The organism is Streptococcus intestinihominis, from assembly GCF_046824975.1.
In the GTDB taxonomy this organism is placed as follows: domain Bacteria; phylum Bacillota; class Bacilli; order Lactobacillales; family Streptococcaceae; genus Streptococcus.
In genome coordinates, this window is the sequence record NZ_JBKQBL010000001.1 from 414,354 (window position 1) to 418,376 (window position 4,023).

The 4,023-nt window shown below is 45.3% G+C and carries 3 protein-coding genes; all 3 read right to left on the reverse strand.

All coding sequences use genetic code 11. The features are described 5' to 3' along the window. Nucleotides 1-1,390: accessory Sec system protein Asp2 (asp2, locus tag ACLOR3_RS02215; RefSeq protein WP_412036948.1), on the reverse strand; the 1,390-nt coding region annotated here is incomplete at its 3' end. 1 nt (nucleotide 1,391) lies between these two features. Then, complete coding sequence (gene asp1 / locus ACLOR3_RS02220) at nucleotides 1,392-2,969, reverse strand: accessory Sec system protein Asp1 (protein WP_411400116.1); 1,578 nt, start codon at nucleotides 2,967-2,969, stop codon at nucleotides 1,392-1,394. An 8-nt stretch (nucleotides 2,970-2,977) separates the two neighbouring features. Beyond that, nucleotides 2,978-4,023 (reverse strand): accessory Sec system protein translocase subunit SecY2 (secY2, locus tag ACLOR3_RS02225; RefSeq protein ID WP_412036949.1); only part of this gene is annotated, 1,046 nt, incomplete at its 5' end.

Consider the following 4,023-nt stretch of genomic DNA (forward strand, 5'->3'; position numbering starts at 1 on the left):
AAGCCTTCTGGTCGTAGTCATCGTCTCTCATATAAGCCAAGGCTAAGAGGGTATCCTTTAACTCTGCCTGATGAAATCGATCCCAAAAACGCTTGTTCAAGGCCTCTATCCCTTCACTTGACACTCGACCAAGGAGTAATTGCATCATATCGAGCGAGGTTCCAAATTCATCTGGCCGTTTAAACTTCAGATTGGCAGCTACATCCCCAAGGTTGACAATCGGTTTCCCAACCAAGATCGCATGAGGTGAGTAAGAGGCTCCATAGTAGAGAGCTCCATAAGTGCCCATCGATAGACCTGAAAAGTTCAATTCTTTGGGACCAAATCCTAAGGATTGAAGATGATGATCGATAAAATCCTGAATCTTCTTTTCCAACTCTGGAGAGCCTAGATAGAAGCATCCCCCCTCTAGACGTGGATCCGAAAAAAGAATAAAGGGCGCTCCCATATTTTTCATCATGGCAAAGCCTTCAAAGCCCTCTGCAGGACGATAACCGGAGAAATAGACATTCAGAGGTGGCTTCAGGTCTCCTGGATGGAAATAAGCAAAAATTTCCTGACGCTTGCTGTCTCTGAGAGTCTGTGAACCAAGAGCAATTTCTCCAAAAGGGCCATGAGAGAAGCGCTTGTGCAAAGCACCGATTATGAGTCGCCCCTGGCCCTTCGCTTCTAGTGAAAAGGATAGGTAATAACGATCGGGCTCGTCAATTAGAACCGGCCTTTCCAAATTTGCTTCTGAATAGACAAGCTCCTTCACTAAAGATCCTAAGGTCCCACTCTGGAAAAATTGGACCCGCAACTGTATCTGGCAGTCTGGCGTTTTCTCGTACTCTAGCCATAGATCCGTAGGAAGGACCCCATCATACGAATAGGTGTTGACCCACTGGGCTATGGGAGTATATTCTTCTCCATATGAACCCTCTAACTCCAAAAAGTGTTTCCCTCTGACCGTTTGACTGCCTGCAAAGTCAGCTATAACTCGTAACTCTCTGACACTAAAGGCATCCCCATACTGGCCGTCATAAAGGAAACGATGAAGTTGATAGAGAAAGGGAGCCTTATCGGAAAAATCCCAAGCCTTAGCCTGAACCAGTTGCATCAAACGATCCAGTTCTTCTGTAACTGACTCTTGATCATATACTTGATCATAAAAAACAGTGTAGGGCTGAAAGAGACCCAGCTCTTCTTTGAAGCTCAATAACCTCTCAGGATGATCCAGCACCAAGGCCTGAAACTGCTTGATGCCTTGCTCCGTCATGTAGTCCTCTATCTGTAGAGGGGTTTGGATAGAAAAATAATGCCAGTTCAGACCTTCTGGAATTGTCACTTCTTCCTGCCAATTTGTAGGTCCAATTTGAAGAATATGGCCTGTTTCCAACTTCCTGTCCATCCTAGTTTTTCATCCATCCTTCCCATTTGGCGATCAAGCGCTGGCCTGTGTATTCTTGGATCTTTTCGACAGAATAAATCAGCGCTTCATTCCACGGTTTCAGATCTCTAAGGAAATAGTCTATCGCTTTTTCTAGCTCTTCCTCCATCTCACCCAAGACATATCCATTTTTTAAATGGTCTACATACTCCGTATGGGTACGATTGATCTGAGGAATTCCTGCCGAAATGCCTGCAATTTGTGTATACAGATCGGGTTCCTCACTTACGTCTACTATTAAGCGAGTCTGTTCTAATTCTTTGATGATATCATTTTCGTTAAAGAAATTTCGAACCTTATAACGATCTAGCTTCTTTTCAAAGAGAAAGGCATCTTCGAGGAGGTGGTTTTCTCCCAGTTCTCGAGAATCAACCCGACCCCCTAGAGAAGCTATCCCCATCTTGCTAGCCAAGTCTTCTAGCTGATGATTCAGTGCCGCTACAGCTTCATCAGAAGCATTGTAAATCGCGAAAACGACCTCAAACAAGGGATTTTTCGCTAAGATTTCAAACATTTTCTGTAAAACGGATTGAGAGGGGAGATCCTTTTCATCCAGGTGGAAAAAGATTTTCGACTCTTTCCTCTCCTGACTGCTTCCCAATCTCAGCCGTGAATCAAAAGACGTCAGGCGATGGATCTTAGAAGCAAGACTTGGAGCAAGACCAAGCAAGTCCTGTTTCGTTTTTTCACTATCCGTTATCACCAAGTCAACCTCTTTTAAAGAAAAATGAAGCGACGAATCTTCTTGAGATAAGGGCTGGCGTTGTCCATAAAAAGAAAGAACCTTTGAGACACCTAGTCCCACTTGTTGGACAAAGGGTAGATTGACCGGATGGGCTGCAATCACCAGACGATCTTGACCCGGAACCAGGTCTCCTAGGTTGGCTTTCAATTTTTCAGCAACCACTTCTCCCATGTCCGGATAGGTTTCTCGTTTGAACTGCTTCTGAAAGGCTTCATTGACCAAGACCATGTGGTTCGCATCTGTCAACAACTCTCTCAAGACCCAGTCACCTTCGGGGGTTAGATAGTCTTGGAAATAGGGACTTCCCTCTTTGTAGTAAATAACACTGGAAATAAAGCCTCGGTCATCCAGATACTGCACATAAACCGTTTCCTTATCCTTTACCCGTCTCACTGAGAGGATTTTCCCGTCTACCCCCAGATCGATACTAGCAATCTCCTGACCGCGACAGAACGCCACTATTTGAAAAGGCGTATAAGTAAAGCTTGTGTGAGCAAGCCATTCCAAATCCTCGACCTGAATCGGAAGCATCTCTTGATGAGGGGAAATCCCCTGAATGTGATCAAAAATCGACAGATAATCTGTTTCTAACAAATCTTGCCGATGGAGGTCGTAACGCAATTGCGGGCAATAGTGCGGAATCACTAATTTCCGCTCCACTCCCGCTTCCTGGAAGACCCGAAGCTGGTGAATAGTCTCATCAAATTCAATCGTAGCTTGCGTCCAATACCAAGGCGTCACCCTACTGTGCCAAATCCGCTCACTGCCATACCAGGCTGGTATAAAGTAATACATAACAACTCCTAAAACAATCTTGTATAGCCTTGGTTCACGCGAAGGGCTCGAACTTCCTCTCGGATGGTCGACATCATCCCCACGAACATGAGAAAACTCCCTGGAATCATGGCCAAACGTAGAAGTCCTCTATCCCAGAGCAGGAGAAGGAAAGGCAATGCTGTAAACAGAATTAAATAAAGTGTCCCAAAAACTGTTAATCGAAAGACAATTCGATTGATGTACCGACGTGTCTCTTCACCAGGATAAACGAAATCAATATACTCTGAGTTTTTCATCATCTTGTCCGCAATTTCTTCCCCATTGACCGTCACAAAGGCAAAAGCAAAGGACAAAATTGCTATCATCAGACCGTAGAGCAGGATCCAAGCTGGCGCTCCTATTACCAACTCCTTTGCGATACTGGCAGCCCATGACGCACGAGGATTGATAGCTTGGACCAGCAAAAAGATATACTGCGGGATAGAAACCAAGGTCATGGCATACATAAAGGGCATCCCCCCAGCTGGATTGAGCTTGACCTCTAAAAAGGTGTGAGGTTTCAAACTATTATGAATCCCCAGCTTATTCACAGGGATCCGATAGCGAGCATACTCGATGCATACGACCATGAAAATAAATCCTAACAAGAGAGGCACTAGAAACAGGAGGCTGTATGCTGAACCCCCACTCTTTGACAAGGTTCCAAGGACATCCTCTGGCAAGTACAGGAGCATCCCCGCCATCATGATGACAATAGAATTCCCCAAGCCTAGGGCCGTATTTAAATCAGCTAACCAGACCAAGAAAAAGGTTCCTGCAATCATTATCAAGGCATTGAGCGAGACAACTAGAAGGGGGCTCAGATCTGTTTGTAAGGGGAGATAAAGAGAGATGGCCAGAGATTGAACAAGAGCCAGAGCAAGTGTCAGGTACATCTTCCGTCGTTCCACAAGCTCCGAACTGGTCCTCTCCAGGTTATGACGTTTAGATACTGTAAACAACCGCCACAAAATCATGGAAGACATCCAGGGAGAAAGTCCAAGAGCGAAGATGGACATGCCACGAAGATTCC

Excerpts from the sequence above, each read along its gene's own strand:
- asp1 (WP_411400116.1), bottom strand. The coding sequence starts at position 2,969 with ATGTATTACTTTATACCAGCCTGGTATGGCAGTGAGCGGATTTGGCAC.